At 38.9% G+C, this 23,902-nt stretch carries 20 protein-coding genes; all 20 read left to right on the forward strand.

The window, feature by feature from the left end:
- Window positions 1-15 precede the first annotated feature (15 nt).
- The 20 genes from fliD to WSC_RS0114995 all read left to right on the forward strand — a co-directional run bounded on the left by fliD (window position 16) and on the right by WSC_RS0114995 (window position 23,899).
- Window positions 16-1,488: a flagellar filament capping protein FliD gene (gene fliD / locus WSC_RS0114900; protein WP_016956746.1), complete on the forward strand. Its 1,473-nt coding sequence runs from the start codon at window positions 16-18 to the stop codon at window positions 1,486-1,488.
- 15 nt (window positions 1,489-1,503) lie between these two features.
- The gene (fliS, locus tag WSC_RS0114905) at window positions 1,504-1,935 is read left to right on the forward strand and encodes a flagellar export chaperone FliS (protein ID WP_016956747.1); all 432 of its coding nucleotides are present in this window, start codon (window positions 1,504-1,506) and stop codon (window positions 1,933-1,935) included.
- A 2-nt stretch (window positions 1,936-1,937) separates the two neighbouring features.
- Window positions 1,938-2,309, forward strand: coding sequence for a hypothetical protein (locus WSC_RS0114910; protein WP_016956748.1), 372 nt, complete (start codon window positions 1,938-1,940; stop codon window positions 2,307-2,309).
- A 16-nt stretch (window positions 2,310-2,325) separates the two neighbouring features.
- Complete coding sequence (gene pseB, locus WSC_RS0114915) at window positions 2,326-3,321, forward strand: UDP-N-acetylglucosamine 4,6-dehydratase (inverting) (RefSeq protein ID WP_016956749.1); 996 nt, start codon at window positions 2,326-2,328, stop codon at window positions 3,319-3,321.
- Window positions 3,318-4,493, forward strand: a complete 1,176-nt coding sequence (pseC, locus tag WSC_RS0114920; protein WP_016956750.1) for a UDP-4-amino-4,6-dideoxy-N-acetyl-beta-L-altrosamine transaminase — start codon at window positions 3,318-3,320, stop codon at window positions 4,491-4,493. The genes pseB and pseC overlap by 4 nt, the downstream gene beginning before the upstream one ends.
- On the forward strand, window positions 4,475-5,182 hold the full coding sequence (pseF, locus tag WSC_RS0114925) for a pseudaminic acid cytidylyltransferase (RefSeq protein ID WP_016956751.1): 708 nt from the start codon (window positions 4,475-4,477) through the stop codon (window positions 5,180-5,182). Before pseC ends, pseF begins: the two co-directional genes overlap by 19 nt.
- A 10-nt stretch (window positions 5,183-5,192) precedes the next feature.
- A complete protein-coding gene (locus tag WSC_RS23015) occupies window positions 5,193-6,230 on the forward strand; it encodes a hypothetical protein (protein WP_016956752.1) in 1,038 nt (345 codons plus the stop codon).
- A gap of 19 nt (window positions 6,231-6,249) precedes the next feature.
- The gene (pseI, locus tag WSC_RS0114935; protein ID WP_016956753.1) at window positions 6,250-7,326 is read left to right on the forward strand and encodes a pseudaminic acid synthase; all 1,077 of its coding nucleotides are present in this window, start codon (window positions 6,250-6,252) and stop codon (window positions 7,324-7,326) included.
- Window positions 7,323-8,405 (forward strand): UDP-2,4-diacetamido-2,4,6-trideoxy-beta-L-altropyranose hydrolase, encoded by a 1,083-nt coding sequence (gene pseG, locus WSC_RS0114940; protein ID WP_016956754.1) that lies wholly within the window; start codon window positions 7,323-7,325, stop codon window positions 8,403-8,405. The genes pseI and pseG overlap by 4 nt, the downstream gene beginning before the upstream one ends.
- Before the next feature lie 654 nt (window positions 8,406-9,059).
- Window positions 9,060-9,620, forward strand: a complete 561-nt coding sequence (locus tag WSC_RS0114945) for a GNAT family N-acetyltransferase (protein WP_016956755.1) — start codon at window positions 9,060-9,062, stop codon at window positions 9,618-9,620.
- 8 nt (window positions 9,621-9,628) lie between these two features.
- On the forward strand, window positions 9,629-9,862 hold the full coding sequence (locus WSC_RS0114950) for an acyl carrier protein (protein WP_016956756.1): 234 nt from the start codon (window positions 9,629-9,631) through the stop codon (window positions 9,860-9,862).
- Between the two features lie 205 nt (window positions 9,863-10,067).
- Complete coding sequence (locus WSC_RS0114955) at window positions 10,068-10,823, forward strand: SDR family NAD(P)-dependent oxidoreductase (RefSeq protein ID WP_016956757.1); 756 nt, start codon at window positions 10,068-10,070, stop codon at window positions 10,821-10,823.
- Window positions 10,824-10,853: 30 nt separating this feature from the next.
- Window positions 10,854-12,389: an AMP-binding protein gene (locus WSC_RS0114960; RefSeq protein ID WP_016956758.1), complete on the forward strand. Its 1,536-nt coding sequence runs from the start codon at window positions 10,854-10,856 to the stop codon at window positions 12,387-12,389.
- Window positions 12,379-13,473 carry a LuxE/PaaK family acyltransferase gene (locus WSC_RS0114965; protein ID WP_016956759.1) on the forward strand — a complete coding sequence of 365 codons (1,095 nt, stop codon included), beginning with the start codon at window positions 12,379-12,381 and terminating at the stop codon, window positions 13,471-13,473. The genes WSC_RS0114960 and WSC_RS0114965 overlap by 11 nt, the downstream gene beginning before the upstream one ends.
- Window positions 13,457-14,659 (forward strand): acyl-CoA reductase, encoded by a 1,203-nt coding sequence (locus tag WSC_RS0114970; protein ID WP_016956760.1) that lies wholly within the window; start codon window positions 13,457-13,459, stop codon window positions 14,657-14,659. The genes WSC_RS0114965 and WSC_RS0114970 overlap by 17 nt, the downstream gene beginning before the upstream one ends.
- Before the next feature lie 17 nt (window positions 14,660-14,676).
- The gene (locus tag WSC_RS0114975) at window positions 14,677-18,264 is read left to right on the forward strand and encodes a motility associated factor glycosyltransferase family protein (protein WP_016956761.1); all 3,588 of its coding nucleotides are present in this window, start codon (window positions 14,677-14,679) and stop codon (window positions 18,262-18,264) included.
- Window positions 18,265-18,273: 9 nt separating this feature from the next.
- Window positions 18,274-20,181 (forward strand): sulfatase-like hydrolase/transferase, encoded by a 1,908-nt coding sequence (locus tag WSC_RS0114980; protein WP_016956762.1) that lies wholly within the window; start codon window positions 18,274-18,276, stop codon window positions 20,179-20,181.
- A 1-nt stretch (window position 20,182) separates the two neighbouring features.
- A complete protein-coding gene (locus tag WSC_RS0114985) occupies window positions 20,183-21,322 on the forward strand; it encodes a glycosyltransferase family 8 protein (RefSeq protein WP_157447312.1) in 1,140 nt (379 codons plus the stop codon).
- 3 nt (window positions 21,323-21,325) lie between these two features.
- Entirely contained in the window at window positions 21,326-22,765 is a 1,440-nt protein-coding gene (locus tag WSC_RS0114990) for a methyltransferase domain-containing protein (RefSeq protein WP_016956764.1), read from the forward strand.
- 3 nt (window positions 22,766-22,768) lie between these two features.
- The gene (locus WSC_RS0114995; protein ID WP_082196196.1) at window positions 22,769-23,899 is read left to right on the forward strand and encodes a glycosyltransferase; all 1,131 of its coding nucleotides are present in this window, start codon (window positions 22,769-22,771) and stop codon (window positions 23,897-23,899) included.
- Window positions 23,900-23,902: the final 3 nt, after the last annotated feature.

Consider the following 23,902-nt stretch of genomic DNA (forward strand, 5'->3'; position numbering starts at 1 on the left):
TTTTGTGAGGTAAGTATGTCAGTTTCATCAATTGGTGTTGGTTCAGGCCTAGATTTAAGTGGCCTTGTTCAGCAGCTATTAGAAGCTGAACGTAAACCAAAACAAGATAGATTTGATGCTCGTGAAGAGAACCTGGAAACAGTTATATCAGCTATTGGTACGCTCAAATCAAAAATGGATGAATTTAAGTCATCTGTTGATGATTTAAGAAGTAGCTATGAATTGCAAGGACGTAAAGCATTAGCCAGCCATCCAGATGTGTCAAGCGATAGCGACGCATCTGGTCCTTTCACCGCAGAAGCATCAAATAGCGCAACTGCCGGTTCTTATGCCATTACCATTGAGCAACTTGCGGCTGGTAGCCGGATTCAAACCGCTGATGGTCAATATACCAGCTCTTCTAGCACAGTCTCTTCAACTGCTGGCACTTTAACTTTCAAAATCGATTCGACGGGCGATAGTTTTACCATAAACGTAACTGCAGGCATGACCTTGTCTGGTTTGCGTAATGCGGTAAACAATGCGTCGGGCAATGATTTTGGCATAACCGCGAGCATTATTGATACAGGTACGGCTGCAGGGGCAAAACTGGTTTTTACTTCTGATACCACAGGTGATGGTAATGATCTAAGCATAGTGAATAATGGTGATATTGCTGATTTAGAGCAAATAGCGACAGTTGATTCAACTGAAACAACCACTTATGGTAATGTGAGTATTACCAGCGCACAAAATGCTAAAGCAAATATTGACGGTATAGACGTTGAGAGTGAATCAAATACTTTCGAAAATGTTATAGAAAACGTTAGCTTTGAAGCTCTGGAGTTAAGCAGCGTTGACAGTTTAGGCAATTTTGAAGCTTCGACTTTAGAAATAGGTTACGACAAAGACGGTTTAAAAAATAAAATTACCGATTTTGTTGATAACTACAACTCGCTTATTTCTGAAATACAAACACTGACTAAATACGGTAGCTCTGAACTAGAAGATGATGGCGCGCTTGCTGGTGACTATATGGCACGTAGCATTCAATCAGGTTTAGATTCCATTATTACCTCAAGTGTTAGCGCTTCTTCTTTGAGTACTCTTTTCCAAATAGGCATTTCATTTGATGATGACGGCAAATTGCAAATTTCCGAAACCGATGAATTTGGCTTAGGCAGTGGTCAAGAAATGCTCGATGATGCATTAGAAGACTACTATGATGAAATTGCAGCATTATTTGCCGATGACGATGACGGTATCGCCAACAAACTGTATGATTTTGTCTATGAATACACGACTTTTGGTGGTTTATTACGCACTCGTGAACAATCATTTAAAGACGAAAAAGAATTATTAAGTGATGACAGAGCACGTTTTGAGGTGCAAATGGCAGACTATGAGCAATTGCTCAGAAATAAGTATATTAATTTAGATTTAACCGTAGCTAAGTTACAGCGTACGGGTAGTGCATTAAGTGCGTCATTGTCGACGGCATTTTTCTAACAATAGGTGAGTATCATGTTTAAACGCGGTATTAATGCATACCAAAAAGGTAATATTAAACAGCAGATTGCACAGGCTGATCCACACCAAATAACATTAATGTTAATGCAAGGTGCTATTGATAAAATGGCTTATGCGAAAGGGTGTATGGAGCGCAAAGACTTTGAAGGTAAGTCAGTGCATTTATCTAAAGCTTCAGCCATCATAGTTAATTTACGCGATACATTAGATTTTGACGTTGAAAGTGAAGTAACGGATAACTTGTTTGCTTTGTATGATTTTATGGTTAACCGCCTAACTGATGCGCATGTGCAAAACAGCCAAAGCATTATTGATGAAGTAATTGGTTTGATGTTGCCTATTAAATCGGCTTGGGCTTCTATACCAGAAGAAGCAAAACAAGAAGCTTATGAGATGCAGCGTCAAAAACAACAAAGTGCTGTTTAAACATGAATGAAAAAAGCAAAGTTAGCATGGATGCTAAAGTCGCTACTGTGCCAACGCGTTTGTTAGAAACAGATTTAAACCACACCCATACACCTGAAGATCTTCTCTCCATTAACAAATTAATTATCGAACAATTATCTGCTGACAATGTTGACGATACAGAGCTTTTGTCTCTGATAGAACAAAGAGACGATTGTGTGCAAAGTACACTCGAACAGCTAGGTGCAGCGCCTGAACAGCAAAAAGAATTTGCTTTAGCTGAAACTGAGGTCAATAATAAGCTAATTCGTGTTTGTAATCAGCTAGTTAAACAAGCACAAAACGACTTAACCAAATTGGTAAAAGGGCGAAAGGCAATTCGGCAATACCGATAACTCGGAGATTTTTGTAGTGTTTAATGGTAAATCAATTTTAGTCACAGGCGGAACAGGTTCTTTCGGCCACTGTTTTATAAAACACGTGTTGGCAAACTACTCGCCTAAAAAACTAATTGTTTTTTCCAGAGATGAACTCAAACAGTACGAAATGCAGGAAACCTTTGATAGCCCTGCAATGCGTTATTTTATCGGTAACGTGCGTGATAAAGACAGGCTTATCACAGCAATGCGCGATGTTGATTATGTAGTGCACGCAGCAGCATTAAAACAAGTGCCTGCTGCTGAATACAATCCTATGGAGTGTATTAAAACCAATATCATGGGCGCACAAAATGTCATTGAAGCCGCTATTGAAGCAGGGGTTAATCGTGTTATTGCTTTATCAACAGATAAAGCGGCCAATCCAGTTAACTTATATGGCGCGACCAAACTAGCTTCAGATAAACTTTTTGTTGCAGCGAATAATATTTCAGGTGCTGATGGCACTCGTTTTGCCGTAGTGCGTTATGGCAATGTAGTTGGTTCTCGCGGTTCAGTTGTACCCTTTTTCAAAAAACGAGTGGCAGAAGGAAAATTGCCTTTACCGGTAACTCATACTGAAATGACACGCTTTTGGTTGCGGTTAGAGCAAGGTGTCGAGTTTGTGGTTAAAAACTTTCAGCGTATGCGCGGTGGTGAAATTTTTGTACCGAAAATACCTTCAGTTAATATTCTTGATTTAGTTGAAGCTATATCTGGCAGTCGGGAGTATGAAGTTATCGGTATACGCCCAGGTGAAAAACTGCATGAAGTTATGGTGCCAGAAGAAGTAGCCCATCAAACTTTAGAGTTTCACGATCATTATGTGATTATTCCAGCAATTAAGTTTTTTGAGCGTAATGTAGATTACTCAGAAAACAAACTTGGTGAAAAGGGTAAAGAGGTTAGCAGTAAATTTGAATACCATTCAGGCACCAATCCACATTTCCTTTCAGTGGATGAGCTAATTGAGCTGAACAAAGATTTATGATCCCATACGGCAAACATCATATAGATCAAACGGATATAGACGCAGTTGTCGATGTTCTGCAAAACCAGTATTTAACCCAAGGGCAACAAGTACCAGCTTTTGAAAAAGCACTCACTGAATACACAGGCGCAAACTATGCACTTGCTGTGAATAGTGCTACGTCAGCCTTACACCTAGCCTGTTTAGCATTAGGGGTAACAAAAGGCGATGTCGTTTGGACAACGCCAATAACTTTTGTTGCTACTGCTAACTGCATTCGTTTTTGCCAAGCTGATGTCGATTTTGTTGATATCAACCCAAGCAGCCGCAATATTTGCCCGCAAGCGCTAAAAGAAAAACTCCAACAAGCACAAGAGCTACATAAATTACCGAAAGCGCTTATTTTGGTTCATTTTGCTGGTTTTAGTTGCGATATGCAGGCAATTTATCAGTTATGTCAGCAATACAAGGTCAAAATTATTGAAGATGCTTGTCATGCTTTAGGTGGTTTATATTTGACTGACAAATCTAAAATAGGTCATTGCCAGTATGCTGACTTTGTTATTTTTAGTTTTCATCCGGTTAAATCAATCACTACAGCAGAAGGTGGTGCGTTATTAACCAATGATAAATACTTGCTCAAACAAGCAACTTTATTTGCTAAACATGGTGTAACCCGTGATGCTGATTTAATGCAAGGAGAGGTGGAAGGGCCGTGGTACTATCAACAACTCACCCTTGGCTACAACTACCGCATGAGCGACGTGCAAGCTGCATTGGGTATCAGTCAGTTAAACCGGCTTGATTCATTTATTCAACAAAGGCGTTTATTGGCGCAGCGATATTTTGATGCGCTTGCCCAATTAGAAATTCAATCACTGGTTAAGTTACCCAGCATAGAGCAAGTTAATTTTAGTGCTTGGCACTTATTCGCCATTGAGCTTAATGGGCAAAATAGATTAGAAGTTTATAACACTTTGCTCGCGCGCAAAATTCAGGCAAATGTCCATTATTCAGCGGTACATTTGCAACCTTATTATCAGCAGCTTGGCTTTAAATCGGGTGATTTTCCAAACGCAGAAGCCTATGCAAAAAACACCTTAACTTTGCCTTTGTATCAAACTATGACAATTGCTGAGCAAGACTATGTAATTGAGCAGCTCAAGGATGTGTTATGTCACAATCCGCAATAGCTATAATTCCAGCACGCGGTGGCAGCAAACGTATACCTAAAAAAAACATCAAACTGTTTGAAGGTAAACCTTTAATCTCCTACAGCATTACCGCAGCCAAACAGTCTGGTTTATTCGATAAAATAATCGTTTCAACCGATAGTGAAGAAATAGCTGAAGTAGCCCAAGCATATGGAGCGGAAATTCCTTTTATTCGCCCAAAAGAATTGGCGGATGATTTCACAGGTACAACACCTGTGGTGAATCACGCGATTAACTACATGCGTGAGCAAGGACATAACTATCAATATGCTTGCTGTATTTATGCAACCGCGCCGTTACTCACGGCGGAATACTTGTTCGCAGGTTTTAACGAGTTGCAAAAGCAGCCCGAAAAATCTTTTGCGTTTTCAGTTTGCACCTTTCCGTTTCCAGTACAAAGAGCGTTACAAGCACATAGTGAAGATGCCACAGGGGTTGAGCCCATGTATAAAGAACATATCGGCAAACGTTCACAAGATTTAGTTGAAGCATTTCACGATGCTGGGCAATTTTATTGGGGACGTAGCCAAGATTTCCTAGATAAAAAAGGCATGTTTGCTAAACACAGCATTCCAATTTTTATGCCTAGATCACGTGTACAAGATATTGATACTTCAGAAGATTGGCAAACTGCCGAATTAATGTATAGAGCAATAAATTTTAAATAGCAGGTAAATTATGACATCAGCACAACCAATCAAAATTTTAATCATGCGATTACTCAATGTTGCAGATGTAGCAGCAATCGCAGTGCCTGCCATTCGTTATTATCAGGCACAATATCCTAATGCGGAAATTACTTTTTTAAGTTTTGCTCAAGGTAAAGATATCGTTGAGTTGGCAGAGCCGAATGTAAAACATATTAATTTAGGTCGCCAAGACTGGCCTGATGCATTTATCCCAGCTATGGAGTCATTTTTGGGCTTAGCCGAAACTATAGTGGGTGAAGCGTATGATCAAATTATCAATTTAGACACTAGCTTTATGCCGTGTTTTTTAGCGCGTTTCTTAAAAGATGCGGGCGAGCGTGTAATGGGCAACTATATGAGTTTGTCGGTGCAAGAGTTAATTGATCAATTTCAGTCGCAGCAATTAAAACCTGAATATGTAAACGACCCAATGGCGTTTATGTTAAGCACATTTCCAAAAATGGATAGTTTATATGGTGCTTGGTGGCAGACTGGTGATTTACCTCAAGACGGCTTTCCACAACACTTTTTGCAAACCTGCTGTGGCTTTACCACGCTTAAATTTGATATGAAAATAGCAGTTGAGCCAGACGCAGAGCTGCTAACACAAGCTGCTGGTAAATACAAAGTGGCACTAGCAACCAATGCTGTGCCGAATTATCCGCACTTAAATCAACTTAAACAACAGCTACAAGACAAAGGCATATTTGTTTGGTCAGAACCTTTTACTGATATGCCAATGCGACAAAAATTGGCAAAGTTAGCAGCGTGTGATTTAGTCATCACGCCACCGAGTGAATTTTTATGGTTAGGCAAAGCTGCAGGGACACAAACTTTATTGATATCCGGCGCGACCGAACCACAAATATTGATGCCAGATTTTGCAACTGATCCAACCGGTGAGTGCCCTGCATGTTTTCAACAGCTTGCCGCAAATGACGCACCAGCGAGCCAGTTATTATGTAACTGTGTTAAACCGGCAACAGTGATTGAATGTGTTGATGAAATAGTTGCAGCTAAAGTATAAAACGGACGCAAGTTAAAAAATGGCAGAATCGATTTCTATTGCAGGCCGATTAGTTGGCAAAGGACATAAACCTTTTGTGATTGCTGAGTTATCCGGCAACCACAATCAAGATTTAGCGTTAGCGAAAAAAATGATAGCCGCTGCCGCTGAATCAGGTGTAGATGCAATTAAATTGCAAACGTACACCGCTGATTCAATGACGTTGGCGGTAGACTCAGATAACTTTCGCATTCAAGAAAAAGACTCATTATGGTATGGTGCGCATTTACACGAGCTGTATCAGCAAGCTTGCACACCTTATGAATGGCATGCTGAGTTATTTGAGTATGCAAACAGCTTAGGTTTAATTGCATTTAGCTCTCCGTTCGATGAAGAGGCGGTCGATTTTTTAGAAAGTTTAAATGTACCTTGTTATAAAATAGCTTCGTTTGAATTAACAGATTTGCCGCTAATCAAAAAAGCGGCTTTAACCGGCAAACCCATCATAATGTCGACAGGTATGGCGAGTATTGAGGAAATAGAGCAAGCATTAGCAACAGTTTACGCGACCGGCAATAAACAAGTTGTTTTACTAAAATGCACCAGCACCTATCCAGCCAGCCCAGAAAATACTCATTTATCTACCATAGTCGACATGCAGCAAAGATTTGGCTGTGACATAGGTTTGTCTGATCATACCCGCGGTATAGGTGTTGCAGTGGCTTCGGTTGCTTTAGGTGCGTGTGTGATTGAAAAACACTTTGTGCTGGATAGAAATGCAGGTGGCGTTGATGCTGCATTTTCATTAGAGCCACAAGAATTTGCCGATTTAGTTGAAAACAGTCAGCAAGCATTTGCGGCTTTGGGGCAAGTTACTTATGGCGGCAGTGCGGCTGAAGAAAAATCTAAATACTATCGCCGTTCTATTTTTGTTACCCAAGATGTAAAAGCGGGTGACGTTATCGACAAAAGCAACGTCAAAATAGTTCGCCCAGCAATAGGTTTAGCACCTAAATATTTACCATTAGTGCTAGGGCAAAGCTTTAGTCAAGATTTGGCTGCGGGCTCTGCCTTGTTGGCCGAACATATTGTTGATTTTCAAGCTGAAAGCGTGTGATTGTTTTTGTAGTAGATATTAACCCAAAAATTGGCGCTGGCCACTTTATGCGTTGTTTGGCTTTGGCGCAGGCTGCAAAAAATCAGCAAATCGATTGCGTGTTTATTTGTGCTGAAAACAATGTTCAGTACGCTGAAAAAATACTGCAAGCAGACTTTTTGTTAGCAGGTTATCCTTCACAAAAAACAGAGCAACAGCCTCAACAAGGTTTGGGAGAGTTGCTTGCTAAACATCTAGTTAAATCTGAGCACAACTTCGTTTTTTTAGATGGCTATCATTATTCGACAGATTTTAAACAGCAGCTGCAACAAAGCTGCCAGCAGTTAGCTGCCACTTTAGTGCAAATAGACGACAATGCAGATTGCCCACCATATTTAGCTGATTACATAATTAACCCATCGGTTAACTTGCAAACTGTGCCAGATTATTCAAACTGGTTGGCTATGGATAAAGTAATCGCTGGTGATGAATTTAGATTGTTAAGGCAAGAATTTTCTGAGCAGGCTTTGGTTGCAGCAGATGGACGTCAAGGTATAGTGATCACTATGGGTGGCACAGACCCACTCGAATTAACTTGGCCTGTTATACAAGCTTGTGAAAAACCTCTCCTTCAGCCGCAGCGAATCACTGTGGTGATAGGGCAAAATTATCCGCATGCTGAACAATTAAAAGCACAAATTAACCAGTTACCTGAACATATCAATTACGTATATGCACCAGAGAATATGGCTGCTTTACTTGCCTCTGCTAAATTTGTTGTATCTGCCGCAGGCTCTGCACAATTTGAATTATTCTCGATGCAAACGCCTGCAATTTTGCTGGTTGTTGCAGATAATCAAGTTCGTAATTCTTTGGTTGCTAAGCAGCAAGGCTGGGTTGAGTTGTTAGATTGTCGGGATGGATTGCCGGACGATGAGTTGGTTTGCTTAATTAACAATATGTGCAATGGTGATTGGTTAGTTAAATATCAGCGTATTTTGGAACTTCAGCAGGGGTTGTCTAAACCTATTGCTAAAGGGGCTGAGAATGTGTTGATTCGGTTGTTGTCAAAAGTTGATAAAAGCTTAGTCGAATGCTGATTTTCTAAAACTTCTTTATCAGGGATGATAAAGCAGAGCGCCCAGGGATTGGGTTTACAGCGTTTTTAGAAAATTATGCTTCGACTCAGCTTGTTTGCACTTACTCACGGTGCAACAAGAAGATGAATAGGGTATTAGGTTCAAAACCGCTGCAAGCCATCCATGGCCCGCTCTCAAACGGTATCCCTACCGATTGGAAGTTTTGAACCTAACACTCCTATTCACCTTCTTTAAATTGGCTGCACAGTTGTATTGAAGTGTTTGGTTGTGTAAACCGAAGGTAACTGTGCAACAAGAAGATGAATAGGGTATTAGGTTCAAAACCGCTGCAAGGCCATCCATGGCCCGCTCTCAAACGGTATCCCTACCGATTGGACGTTTTGAACCTAACACGCCTATCCATCTTCATTAAATTAGCTGCATTGGCATCGAAAACTAGTATTGCGATCGTATTTCTAACAGCGCTAAAGAAGTTAGATAAAAGCGTACTTGAATGCTGATTTTCTAAAACTTCTTTATCAGGGACGATAAAGCAGAGCGCCCAGGGATTGGGTTTACAGCGTTTTTAGAAAATTATGCTTCAAGGGGGCTTGATTACACCGTTCTGACCGCGGTTACCTTGTGCGGTACAAATTAGGTATTAAATTCAAAACTATGAGAAAAGTATTAACAGGCTATGCAATAGAGTTGATTCCAGTCAGCCGAGAAAATTTTCAACTATTACGCGAATGGCGCAATCAAGATGATATTCGCACGCAAATGGGTGATACCGCACTGATCTCTGCAGAGCAGCACCAAAATTGGTTTGATAAAATAGAACGCAGTCAGCAACAGTTGCATTACATCATTCAATATAAACAACAGCTTATTGGCTCAATAAACGTGCGTAGTTCAGACGGATTAGATCTAACTGACTGCAAATTAGCCGAAGTTGGTTTATATATCGCCACACCAGAATACCGCAACAACATGTTAGCGTTCGCACCGTCGTTATTACTCAATGATTATCTGTTTGAACAATTGCAAATTATTGAATTGAAAAGTAAAGTGCGTAGCAGCAATGCGGCAGCGTTAAAATATAATCAAGCTTTGGGGTACCAACTCTCCCCAATAGCTGATGATAATGAATTTATAGAAATTAGTTTGACTGCCGATAACTATAAAAAAGCGACTCAAATGGTTAAGCGTTTATTAAGTCGCAACCGTTCAAATTAGGTTTTGTTATGACAGAAATTAACACAGATAAACTAGCCGAAGCTTTTGTTAGTGCATTAGCAATAGATGCCGCAGAAGTTAATGATGAGCTGGCATACAGCCAACACCCAAAGTGGGATTCGACCGCGCATATGGTGCTGGTGGCTGAGATAGAAGCGGCTTTTGGTATTATGTTGGATACCGACGATATCATTGATATGAGTTCTTTTGCCAAGGCAAAAGAGATTGTGGCTAAGTACTAAGATTGCTCGTCGACCGAATATAGCACAATGGTTAAAAGTGGTGGTGGGGTATTAATTGGGAGCAAAACCTCTTTTTCAGGGATGAAAAAGCAGAGCGTACAAGGATGTATTTACAGCGTTTTTGCGATAATTAAAACCCCACCTCCACGTAAACCCCCAAGTAGGTACACATCCTCTGCTAATATCACTAAACCCAAGAGCCAGCATGCAAACTTTAAATAGTAATAAAACAATTTTAATAACAGGCGCATCAGGCGGTATAGGATTCGCGAGTGCTAAGCTGTTGGCTCGCGCTGGTTATAGTCTTATTTTACACGGCCGTAATGCCGACAAGTTGGCAGAGGTAAAAGCTCAGCTGCTAACAACTAATTCAGCTATCCGCATCGAATATTTAACGGCAGATCTAGCCGAAACTGACGTTGTCGCCAGTTTATTTAAACAAGTGCAGCAATTTAAATTGCCACTTTATGGTTTAGTACACTGTGCTGGTAGTTTGTACGAAGCACCCTTGATGATGTTAAAACCAGTGGAGATTCACCAACAATTACAACTGCATGTAACCAGTGCAATTGAGCTTGCTCAATATGCGAGCCGATTTATGCTAAGACAAAAACAAGGCTCTATTGTATTTGTCTCGTCAGTAGTCGCAAACCAAGGTGCTGCAGGGCAGAGCGTGTATGCTGCGGCAAAATCAGCGCTATCTGGTTTAACTAAAAGTTTAGCGAAAGAGCTAGGCGCTCAAGGTATTCGGGTAAATTGCGTCTCACCAGGTTTTATTCAAACCGAGTTAGTTGCACACTATAACGAGCAGCAGCAACAATCATTGCAACAACAAACTATGCTCAAACGATTAGGTCAAGCTGATGATGTAGCTGAGTTAATTGAATTTTTATTATCAGACAAAGCAAGCTACATTACCGCACAAGAGATTGCGGTGGATGGTGGTTTAACTCTGCCATAGCTATATAAAAATAAAATACTGAAAAACAATATGCATTTTTACAGCTCTCAATATATTCAACAAATTGCACAAAACACGACGAGTCACATTATAGATGGCAAAACCGGTGTGCAGTTGAACTATGCAGAGTTTGATAAAACCGTTAGCCAAGTCGAAACTGTATTTCAGTTGTTATTTGAGCAACAAGGTAAATGCTTAGTCGCTATTGAAAGTGACAACAGCCTCAATTGTCTAGTGGTGTATTTTGCGCTTTTACGCAGCCAACATTGTTTGCTGTTGCTAGAAAGTGGCCAAGACAAGCTTAAACAGCAACAAATTATCCAAAATTATCAAATAAACTTATTGTTAGATAAAAGCCTGATTAACTCGTTGCTAGCGGCATCAGCCGAGGCTCACAGCACTAAACAGAGTCTAATCCAACAATTACCACTAAAGTTTTTACCAACACAAACTATTCATCCAGATATCAAATTATTGCTAACAACCAGCGGCTCTACTGGCAGTTGCAAATACGTCAAATTAACTGCGGATAACCTGCAAGCGAATTGCCAATCTATCTGTCAATATTTACAACTAACAGCGAATGATTCTGTAGTGACGACCTTGCCCATGTTTTACAGTTTTGGTTTGTCGGTTATTCATACTCATATCGCAAGCGGTAGTCAGTTGGTGCTGAGCAATTCAACACCTATGGATAAAAACTTATGGGCGTTGCTCAAACAATATCAGCCAACGTGTTTATATGGCGTGCCGTTTTTTTATCAAATGTTATTGCGTTTAGGTTTAAAACGTTTGCCGCTACAGTCGTTAAGATTATTCGCGCAAGCGGGTGGGAGGTTAGATAACTCGTTAATTTTGCAATTGCATGAATATATCCAGCAACAAAATGATGGCTCATGCCACAAACAGCTATTTATCATGTATGGGCAAACCGAAGCGACTGCACGTATGGCTTATCTGCAACCGGATAAACTACCAGAAAAAGTCGGCTATATTGGCCAAGCTATTCCGGGTGGTGAATTTAAACTGGTTAATGATCTAGCTGATCACGCCGATAACCAAGGTAGCAGCATTCAATCAACCCAAGCAGGTGAGTTGTACTATCGTGGAGGCAATGTGAGTTTAGGTTTAGCACAAAACAGACAAATGCTCGAACAGGTAGAGAAAACCGAATGGTTAGCGACAGGTGATTTAGCCGAGCTTGATGCCGAAGGCGACTATAAAATAATTGGTCGACTCAAACGTTTTATCAAAATAGTTGGCAAACGGATAAATTTAGACGAAGTAGAAGCTTGGTTAAGCCAGTCAAATTTAGCTAGAAACTTAACCGAACAAGCTCAAATACTCGCATCAGGTGAAGATGATAAGTTAGTGTTAGTTATGGCAGGCAAATTAGCAGCAAATCACTTAGAGCAAATTCAGCATCCATTAATTCAATATGCAACTGAATTGTTGTCAGTGCATGCAAGCTACTTACGGGTAGTTCACATAGAGCAACTGCCACTTACTGCCAACCACAAAGTTGATTACAACAAATTAAAACAGCAGGTGTTATATGCAAATTGATGACTATAACAATGCTGCTGTATTTAGCCAGTTTCCAGTATACGGCTTAAATAGTGTGCAAAAGCAGGCGTTTTTACAACAAAGGTTAAATTGGTTGACCCACCATCATGCAGCACATTGCCCCGAATATGCACGGCTATTAACTTGTATTGGTGAAGCTAATTCGCCAATGTGTAATATCGAACACATAGAGCAAGTGCCACCAGTCGCAGCTAGGTTATTTAAAGACTACGGCCTAAAAAGCATTAAAGATGATGAAGTGTTTCGTTTAATGCGCTCATCTGGTACAAGTGGCCGTCAATCACAAATTTATTTAGACGCTGATTCAGCTAAATTACAAAGCCAAATTCTGGTGAAAACGCTGCAACATTGGTTAGGCAAACAGCGCAGACCCATGCTGATTATTGATGCGAAAGAAACCATGCAAAATAAAAACGGCATGAGCGCCCGCGCGGCTGGTTTACAAGGCATGTCTTTTTTTGGTCGCAACCATTGTTACGCGCTTGATGAAAACATGCAGTTGCGTATTGATGAGGTTAAAAGTTTTATTGAGCGATATCACAACCAACAAATATTTATTTTTGGTTTTACTTTTATTGTTTGGCAGCAATTTATTCAAGCTTTACAAAGCTTAGGATTAAAGTTTAACTTGCAGCAGGCGATATTAATTCACGGTGGAGGATGGAAAAAAATGCAGCAGCAAGCCGTGGATGATAAAACTTTTAAACAACAAATAAATGCACAACTAGGTGATGTTAGCGTGCATGACTACTATGGCATGGTTGAACAAACCGGCACTATTTATATGCAATGCGAGCATGGTCATTTACATTGCCCTGTATGGTCAGATGTAGTAGTGCGTGATATTAACAGCTTGGCACAATTAAAAAATGGCCAACAAGGATTGCTGCAAGTGAACTCAGCGCTACCGACCAGTTACCCAGGCCACAGTATCTTAACCGAAGATTTAGCAGTTATTCATGGTGAAGACGACTGCCCATGTGGTCGTTTAGGCAAATATTTTACTTTGCATGGCCGAGTGCCAAATTCGCAAGTGAGGGGGTGTAGTGACACATTCTCTTAAATTTATCGAAGCGGTTAAATGGCCACTGAAAACTGAGAACTTCGCCAACCCTCAAAACAACCTAGCTTGGCAAAACAAGCTGGTTGAGGCAGTTGCAGGCTTTTCGACTTTTATATTAAAACAAGCCGAGCTAAAACAGTTTCCAGAAATTATCGCGTTAGCTTATTGGTTTAGGCCGGCACATTTAAAACAATTGCAAGCAGAGCAAGTTGCATCCGACAAGGTGCGCCCCCTAGTTGGTAAAACTGCAGGTAAGGTTTTTCATATAGCACCGGCTAATGTCGATACAGTTTTTTTGTACTCAGCTTTACTGTCGGTTTTATGTGGCAACCAAAATATAGTGCGCATCAGTGAGCGTAGTGGTGATATTACCCGCATGCTGGTGGAGCTCTTAAAATTATATTGCCAAAGCCCAACAGGTAAACTGCTCGCTAACTACCTAGCCGTGGCTGAATATTCAGCGCAACTCGAAAACGTAACCGCGCAACTAAGCCGATGGTGTGATTTAAGGGTAATTTGGGGGGGCGACCAAAGCATAGCCGCAATTAGCCAAATAGAGCCAAATACCAAACAAATAGAGTTTCCTGACAGATATTCAGTAGCGCTACTGAGCTTAAATAAAGATATTAAACAAACCGCGCAACAGTTTTTAACCGATGTATTGCCATTTAATCAGCAAGCTTGCTCGTCACCTAAAGCTATTTATTGGTTAAATGTGCCAGAAGAAAAACAACAAGACTTTTGGTCAAACATAGAAAACTTGCTGCCGAATAGCCGCAACCAACTGACCATGAGCAACAAAGTTGAACAGCATATTCTGCTGCAAAAACTCGCGGTAGAACATGGAATTGAATTAGCCAACCATACTGGCAAGTCATTTGCTAAGATAAAAAGCATAGGACCACTAGGCCAATGTAAAGTCAAAAAATTGACAAGTGAAATGTTAGCTGCCCATTCAGGCAATGGTTTAGTGTTGCAAACTGATATTGATGATGTTGCTGCAATTACTAGTAATGAAAAATTGCAGTCCGTGATTATTGACGACCAAACCTTGAGTGAGACTTTGTATGTGGGTAAACGCAGCGTGCAAATAGGCCAAGCATTGGCATTTGATACAGTTTGGGATGGGCAGAACTTGCTTGAATGTTTTATCAACACTACAAGTATTAATAGCCCCAATAGCTAGGAATTAGAGTTTAGATAATGTTAAAAGATATTCGCTTACATATAGAACAAGACGAAGAAAAACAAAGCGAAATAGAAGCGACTTTAGCGGCCGACATAAAACGCATTCATGCACGTAATATCCAAGCCTTTAGTTATCATATTCCTAGTTTATTAGAGCTAGTGCAACATGTGCAAACATCGAACGCAGCTTTAATCTGTAACAAATTTGGTGAAAAGAACATTGTTGATTATGGCAATGGCCGCACCTTGTATGGACTGAACCCACTACAAGAAATTGACAAGCAGTATCAAGAATTTTGCCGTTTTCCACAAAACGTTCAACTTGTAGCGGACAGTATAGCCGAACAAGATGAAGATTCAGAACAAGACGAAAGCAGTAAAAATAACAAGTTAGGCCTATCAAAATTAGCCAACTACCAAGAATATTTATCTCGAACCGCTTTACCAAAAGATATTGAGGTTTTAGTTGTACTTGGCATAGGTTTAGGTAGACATATCCAGTCTCTCATTGCAAATCACAATATTCGCCATTTAGTGGTTTACGAGCCAGAAGTGCAGTATTTTCAGTGTTCAGTGATGGCGACTGATTGGGAAAGTATTCTTGACCAAGCCAAAGCTAAAAGAACTTCGATTTATTTACAAGTAAACAAAGATGGCCGTGACATTACCGCAGACTTGTCAGAGCTAAATCAGCATTTTCCGTTTGAACAGTTTTATTTGTATCAGCATTACCATCATCCAATTTTTGATTCAGTAGCGGCAAGTTTACGTGATCATACTTGGCACTATTGTGTAACCAACGGCATACGAGTTAAACAGCAAAGCGCAGCTAACTATATCCCTATTTGGACACAATCCATTGAGTTAGACACAGTTGAAGATGTAGAAAAGAGCGATTCAAGCTTCTTTGAAAATAATATAGCGGCATTCAAAAAATATTACCCAGCGATAGCGAAAGAGTTCGAGCAGTATCAAAGTAAAACTTGGAATACAGTTTTACATGCCGATAAACAAATAAACCTAATTGAAAATAACACATTAGCTTGTTGGCATGGAGATCATCCTAAAATTGAAGGTGAACAGAACTTTGCTAATTTTAGCCGTTACCCAAATAAAGACGGTTTAGTTTTAGGTTACAAAGGCACTAAGCTTAAACATTATTTACACTATCAATTTGTTGCTGAAACCGAAAAAATTTTAGAAGAGTTAGAAGAGGAAGCAGGCCAACTGCCAGAAGATATAAAATCTTTGATCGTATTTGGTATAGGCACTGGTTACCAACTAGATAGTTTGTTTGCCAATCACAGTGTTGAAAATTTATTTATTTGTGAGCCGAATCGAGACTTCTTTTATGCTTCATTACATGCGATTGATTGGGCAAAATATTTAAAACAAATTGACGATTCGGGCGCGCGTTTATACTTAAATATTGGTGACGATGGCACACATTTATTCCGCGACTTATTAAACCAGTTTTATTCAATTGGCCCGTATATTTTAGCCAATACCTATTTTTACCAAAGTTATTACAATTCAAACTTAGTTGCCGCCGTAGCCCAACTGCGTGAACAGCTCCAGGTTGTAATCTCGATGGGGGAATACTACGACCACGCAAGGTATGGTATAGCCCACACCACAGAAACTATTTCGCGTGGCTACCCATTTTTAATTAAAGATGCAGCGAAAAAGCTCAGTTACCAAGATAAAGAAGTGCCTATATTTTTGGTTGGTAACGGACCTTCGTTAGATAAAAGCATAGAAACTATTAAAGAGTGGAAAGAGCAGGCTATCGTTATTTCCTGCGGTACAGCACTTATGCCACTATACAAAAACGGCATAGTGCCTGATTTTCATGCGGAGATAGAGCAGAACCGTTCAACCTTCGACTGGATATGTCGTATCGGCGATTTTGACTACCTTAAACAAATTAGTTTAATTAGCTGTAATGGTATTCACCCTGATACCTGTGATTTGTTTAAAGATGTATATTTAGCATTTAAAGAGGGTGAGTCATCTACGATTTCAGCCTTAACTATACTAGGCAGAGAAAACTACGAAGAGCTTAAATTTGCTTTTCCAACTGTGTCGAACTTTGCATTAAACTTATTTACAAATGTAGGGTTTAATCAGGTATATTTGTTTGGAGTTGATTTAGGTTTTGTCGATCCAGTTAACCATCACTCCCAGCAATCAGGATATTACTTAGAAGAAGGTAAAGAGCTTTATAACTACCAAGATAAAAATAATACTTCATTAGTCATTCCTGGAAATTTTCGGCCAACCGTTTTCACCAAGCACGAATATAAAGTTTCTAAAACAATAATCGAACAAACCTTATCCTCAAGAAAAATTGAGTGTTTCAATGCATCAGATGGCGCTAGTATTCGCGGTGCGAGTCCTTTAATTTTGGACAGCGTATTGTTGGTTTCTTCACGCGACAATAAAGCAACATGCGTGGCAAATTTCAAACGCGATGTATTTTATACAGGAGATAATTCTTCTTCATATCTCGAGCAACTTTTGCAAAAATTTAAACAAGAAAATTTGGTATTTGAATTAAAAGCATTAAAAGATTTGGTTGACAGTACTTCTGGTTCAGAAAAAGATATTGAGTACTTAGTTCAAAGACAAAAGGAAATGTTGTTTGCATCCTACTCTCACAGTAAATCATTGTTGTTTTTCTTGCTCTACGGAACGGTAAATTATGCTAATGCTTTTTTTAGCAAATTGCTTTTATGCTCTAAAAAAGATGGGGCACTTTCAGATTCTATTGAGAAAGTTAAATTTGCTTGGAGTAATGCTCTTGATTGCGTCATAAGTGATGTAAGCGAGATTATTAAACTAGACCATTCTATTTCTTTGTCAGCAGCTAGAGAGTTGATTTTTTGTCGGCATAACACTAAGTTTACTCATTTTAATTTTCTGAATTCAGAACCATATGCCAACAAATTTTTTGAAGGAATTAACAAGGCTACACAAGTTTTAGATGGGACAGTTCAAGATGAGCCATCTAATAGGTTGCTTTACGTCGATGCAAACGTTTGGGATTCTGATGAGTGCTTTGAAAAGCTAGACTGTAATGGTTCTACGATTTTGGTAAATGGGTGGGGTGAGAATTTATCCGAAGTATTGTCTTTGTTCTCTAAGCAATTTTCTGAGGGAGATCTAAAAGTAGTCATTCAACCTAAATTTATTGAAAATAAATCAGAGTTGTCGCTTTTTAGGGATGGCTCGAATGTTTTTAATTTGGATTACACTTCTGCATTAAAAGCCTATAAAGCGTTATTAGGTTCACTTGATGCTGCGTTTTTTATACCTAAATTCCAAATTCTTGATTCATTCACTTCTCAAATAGATGCTCTGATTAAACAATTGAACGGTATGCTAGATTCGAAACTCGTTTGGGTTGAGTATTCTAGCTATATTGCCGGTTTTAAACGAGAAAGTTTTTTAGCAAGTATTCATTTAAAAGACGGCTCAGGTAATAGAGGTCGAGTTATTCAACTCCCACTATCGTTGGATGATGTTTGTGCGAGAAAATTCTCGTTAGACGAAGTTGAGCGTATGTATAAAAAGTTCTCAAATGTTTTTGAGAACTTTTAGGTCATTAGTATGTGGAGTGCTAACTTTTCCAATTTCGTCACTATCTGGATGCAAACGTTTTTAGTTTGTCTTCCTTTGGTTCAAATTAGTAAAAATATACGTTCTAAGAGAGGTGCATTGTTCTTTGATCTTTGCATTGGAGACGTCATATTTGTTGCACTGTTCTCGTTAGTTGGGAGTATATTTTCAAGCATATTTGCAATTCAATTTCTTTCTCTCGCACTTGTCCAAGTCTGGTGTATTTTTCTCTTTATTGATGCACTATTGTTTGTTCAATATCGTATCGAGCTTACACCACAGAGTATCCAGTGGTTTTTTTCAGGTAGTAAAGGGATTCAAAAGGGCAGCTCATTTGCGCTAAATCTAGTCAAACAAAACCTTTGGATGACTGTTCTGCTTTGGGGCCCTTTATTACTTTTGATTGCAGCGCCTAATAGCCACCTTCTATCAGCAGCTATTTTAACAAGTATAGTTTTGATTGGGGGGTTTACATTAAAGTACAAACTGTCATTAAAAACGCCATATTCAGCTGTAGTACTAGCAATACTGTGCATGTTTTTTCAGCCTTTTATTCCATTTGGCTCCGATCAAACTACCGAGATAGTTGTAAGTTTATTGCCTATACTGCCACTCGTTATTCATTTTTATTTGTTACGCGGTACAGCTTTTTATTCAGCCCCAAGTACATTGGCTAGTATGTTTTTTGGTTCATTAAAGGATTCCGATTTAGCTGATGTTGACACCTCTCAAATTGCCAGAGAATTTGAAGGTAAAGGAAAAAGCAACAAAAGCAAAAACAAAAGTGATTTATTTGGCCTATGCAAAAACGCCAATGTCATTCTGATTACCGTTGAATCTCTGGGAGCCTATGTTAAACCATACAAAAATGCTTCTGTAGATATGAAAACATTACAGAATCATTTTCGTGACGCTATGTTTTCTGAGCATCATTATTGCTTATGTCCGAACACAACGGTAGCAACGAATCAAATTTATACTGGTCACTACTCTAACAACCCATACAACAAAAGTGACTCTGTATTCTACGGAAAAGAGCCGCTTTATTTACAAGAGCTTAATTCAAATAACTATTTCAGCATGTTTTTAGATCTGGCTGATATTAAATTGTACGATTATTGGAAACTGCTAAAGCGAATAGGGTTTGACAAAATTTGGGGAACAAATGATTTGCCAAGCAAGGGGTTAAAGGCAGATTATCGTTTGTTAAATATGGTTGATGAAGTTGCTGGGATAGTTAACTCAAAGGAAAGACCTTTTTTTCTACATATTATTAATGACCAAACACATATGCCATATGAAGTTGTTAACTCTGAAAAGTTTAACCGTCACAAAGACGGGAGTGAAAAGTCGAAATACCTCAACGCAGTCGAAGAGTTTGATTTTATTTTGGATGAATTTCTGACAAAACTTAAAACCAAAGTCGATTTGAGCAACACTATATTTGTGTTGACGGGCGATCATGGTGAGTCTTTTGGGGAGTTTGGATATTATTTTCATAGTAACTCTTCAATTATTCCCCAACTTCAAGTTCCATTCTTTTTACAGCACCCCAAATTAGCAAATCGTCCTAAAAATAAATTTGAGTCGTCATGTCACTTTGATATTTTTCCAACTCTTATGGATCTTTTGGGGATTGAGAACAAAGTTGAAGGTTTGGGGGAAAGCTTATTTTGCTCAACCGAAATAAGACCCTACTTTTTTCATTCAGCAACATTAAAAGGAAACGCCCCTGCTAACTATAGTGTGCTGTATAACAATCAGCACTACTGGAACGATAGGTTGTTTGGCAAACTTTATCAATTTGATAATGGGGAATTAGTAAAAAAAACCAATGAGGTTTATCAGAAAAGCATTTTAGTTCATTTTTTGAAAAAATATGGTTTGGTGGGCAATTAAAATGGCTGAGTTTAATTTCGTATTCTGTATTGACGAACGATTTGTCGAGCCTTTGGGAGTTTTACTAACAAGTATAGAAGCAAATAGAGCGCGATCTTTTGTTCCTCATTATCACGTGATTCATCAAGGCCTTTCAGGCGAAAATAAATTACTACTTAAAAAAAGCCTACCTTCTGATGCCTTAATATCCTTTTATTCGTACACATCAAGTCACATTGGTAGCTTAAACGTCAGTGATGAATTTAAGAATCGCTTATCTGTTGCGACCTATTTTAGGTTTGAATTGGCGAGTATACTTCCAGAGCATATTGATAAAATATTATACCTAGATGCAGATATGCTTGTGCTCACTGACCTGGCGGAAATATTTTCATTAGACTTTACTGATGGAGAGATTGCTGCTGTTGTTGAAGATGCTTTGGTTTCTAATAGCATGTACGCCAAAAACCTTGTAGATGGTGCCCGCTACTTTAATGCTGGGATGATGATGATTGACATGGTCAGATGGCGAGCATCCAATATAACTCAGCGCTTGTGGGCAGCTTATGAGCAACACCCGAATGTTAAGTTCAATGATCAAGACATACTAAATGTAGTTTTAAAGAACAGAGTTAAGATAATTGCTAACGGATGGAACTTACAAACTCAGTATTTAGTCAACAGTGCCCCAAATGCGATTGGCTCAACGCAAGATGTTGAGCACAAGATAATCCACTATACAGGAGCGGAGAAGCCTTGGCACTTTACTTGTGACCACCCCTATACTAAGCATTACCTAAAATATCGAGCGTTATCTGAATTCAGTTTTCAGCCATTGCAACTCTATCTTGATGAGCATGATAAAAAATTACTAAGTCGGCTTACTAAGCTTCCTTCAAATTGCGGAGTTGTTATATATGCTTGCGGAGTTAAAGGTCGAAGAATTTCCAGCTATATATCTCAATATTTACCCTATTTAGAAATCTCACAAATGGTCGATAAAAAGGTATCAGGGTCAAATTGGCTTGGTAAAACAATTGAAGCAACATTAAAAAATGATCGAGATTGGATTATTGTTTGTTCTGAGAAGTTTGCGAGAGAGATATATAACGAACTTGTTGAACAAGGAATAAAACCAGACTCTATTATTTATCAGGAATAATTCATGTCCGAACAAAGAACTTTAGTGGTGGCAGCTGCTTCTCAATCTGTCGTAGAAAAATGCATTGCGTCTGTTGCATTGTCTGGGAAAGTCACGTTATTAACAACCAAAAAGTATAGTTTGCCTATTGAGAGTTCAACCTTATATTTAGACGCAGCTATGTTTGATGAAGCACTAGAAATAGACTTTCCAGAGTATGATTCAATAGTATTAGTCCAGCCGAACGATAGAGTTGTATCATATTTGAATGTTTACAGGTTTCTCCAAAAATACAATGTTGAACAGGTCAATATATTAACGCCAGATAAGCCAGTAATTTCTACTTCTGTATCTAAATTGCTTAGTTATTTTAGTTTAAGTGACGTTGAGTCCAGTCAAGTTATCCATATTGATCCGCAACTTATTCATGATTGTGTTTCTTTACCACAAATTTGTCACGGACAAATACTCAGTGGGGATTGGGATCTAGACTGTGTTCCGTTTGATTCGCACATAAGTTTTTATGAATCTCTCAAACAGAGAGTCGAACAAAACGTACCATGGGAAGATACGCACTATTTTGCTGAAGTTTTGAGCGATATTCGAAGTGGACAATCAAGATTTGGTTGCAGTAGTGAAAGCGATTTAATTCGACACTGTGCAGCCATGGACAGTTTGTTTCAATCAATTTCCGAAGAAGGTTGGATTCAAAGTAAAGCTGTTGATTATGTGACGATCCATATTTCTAGAGATGGCAAAATGCTTTTTGCAGATGGAAGGCATAGGTTGTCAATTGCCAAGCAACTAAAATTAAAGTCTATACCTGTAAAGGTTTCTGTTCGTCACGCACAGTGGGTAAATTTCAAAGCTGAAGTTAAATCGTACGCCAATGCTTTTTGCCATGGAAGACTATATGCCCCGGTTGAACATCCAGACTTTGTAGAGTTTGAGCAAACTCAAGATTCTAGCCGATACACATTGATTCAAAGGAATATTTTACCAACGAGTACAACTGTTTTAGATATTGGCAGTCACTGGGGGTATTTATGTGGATTTCTTGAAAAATTTGGCTATGACTGTACAGCAGTTGAAGGTGACGTAAAAAACTTCTATTTTCTAGATAAACTTAGAACGGCAAATCAGAAACAATTTAAAGCGGTCAGAACCAGTATATTTGATTTTGAGCAGAGTAAATTTGACGCAGTTTTGGCTTTAAATATCTTTCACCACTTTATTAAAACGCCTGAGCTCCACAAAATGTTCGTCACATTTTTGGGCAAGCTAGATATTAATGAGATGTTTTTGCAAACACATTCAACCGATGAACCGCAAATGATTGGTGCGTATAAAAACTATAAAGATGAAGAGTTTGCTCGCTTTGTAATCGAACATTCATGCTTGAACCGATTCGAACTTATTTCAGACATGGAACACGGGAGAAAACTATTTCATTTAGTTAAATAAATTATGAAGATATTGTACTGCTGTAGAATTAACGAACACTCAACCAAAATGGCTGGAGTGTTTAAGAAAGTACTTGGGCAAGTGAGAGCGTTAGCTCATGCTCACCAAACTTTCTTTATGTATATGAGTTACGACTCGTTTAAAATTGCAGAGTACAATGTAAAGCGTGATACTTTGAGCATAGTTTTTGAACAAAAGGGTGTATCAAAGCTTGGCGAGAGAGAATATTTTTGGGAATTAGCCAACCAATATTATTGTAAAGTAAAACCCGACTTTGTTTATGCTAGGTATGACCAAATGTACGACGGTCAAAATTTGGCTAAATTTTTTAAAAGTTTGTGCGGTAACAACATTGTTACATCAATTGAGTTCCCCACTTATCCGTACGAATTTGAAATAAAAGATAAAACACAACTTGAACGTGATGTTGAAAATAGGTCGACACTGCTACCGTTTGTATCATTTATCTCGTCAACTAATCCTGCAACGGAACTATTGGGTAAATTAAACTTTTACTTTGATAATAAGGTTTCTGACGCTTGGTCCCAGCCTGAGCTAGATAACATTCAATGGCCTAAGCATCGCATCGATTTATTGGCTGTAGCCAATATTAGTGATTGGCATGCGTTTGATAGAGTGATTCGAGGTCTAGATCGATATTATCAATCTGAACATGAAGTTGATGTTCATTTCAATTTGGTTGGCGATGGCAGTGACTTGGATAAGCTGCAGAGCATAACTAACAACTTAAATTTATCGGACAAGGTTCATTTTTGGGGATTTAAACTTGCGGACGAATTACTGCCGTTTTATTTAAGCTCCGATATAGGGATCGATACTTTAGGTTGTCATCGAAAGCATGTATCCACGATTAGTTCACTTAAAGGAAGGGAATATTTGTATTTTGGTTTACCAACTGTCACGACAAACATAGATAAAGAGCTTTCGAAAAACCCGTACTGTATTATTTATGACTCAGATGAAAGTGCTTTGGATATTCATGATTTATTAGAACAATATAAAAAATTTAGTACTACTGGCGTGACCAATAAAGAGATTCAGGAATATGCGAAAGCAAATTTAACTTGGTCAAGTTGGTCAGATAGTCTAATCCGATTTATTAGAAAAATATAAGGT

The organism is Catenovulum agarivorans YM01, from assembly GCF_000281085.1.
In the GTDB taxonomy this organism is placed as follows: Bacteria; Pseudomonadota; Gammaproteobacteria; order Enterobacterales; family Alteromonadaceae; genus Catenovulum; species Catenovulum agarivorans.